The organism is Pseudomonas sp. Pse1 (genome assembly GCF_024519635.1).
Taxonomy (GTDB): domain Bacteria; phylum Pseudomonadota; class Gammaproteobacteria; order Pseudomonadales; family Pseudomonadaceae; genus Aquipseudomonas.
This window is the reverse complement of record NZ_JALJRO010000125.1, coordinates 1-249: the sequence shown is the minus strand read 5'-3', so window position 1 is coordinate 249 and position 249 is coordinate 1. Positions and strand designations below refer to the sequence as shown.

1 protein-coding gene is annotated in these 249 nt (G+C 59.8%); it reads left to right on the top strand.

Translation table 11 applies throughout. The features are described 5' to 3' along the window. Positions 1 to 249 (top strand): immunoglobulin-like domain-containing protein (locus NR126_RS28690; protein WP_256832529.1); only part of this gene is annotated, 249 nt, incomplete at both ends.

Below are 249 nucleotides of genomic sequence, written 5' to 3'. Positions count from 1 at the left end.
TTACCGAAGGCGGCTCGATCACCTACACCGCGACCCTGACCAATCCAGCCGGCACGGCGATGACCGTGACCTTGAGCAATGGCTCGGTCATTGTGATTGAAGCGGGCAAGACTTCCGGCACCGTCGTCGTCGATACCCCGGCCAACGACGTATACGTCAATGGCTCCACCGTCAGCACGACGATTACCGGCACTACCGGCGGTAATTTCGAGAACCTGGTCCCAAGCACTACCCCAGCCGTCACCATCA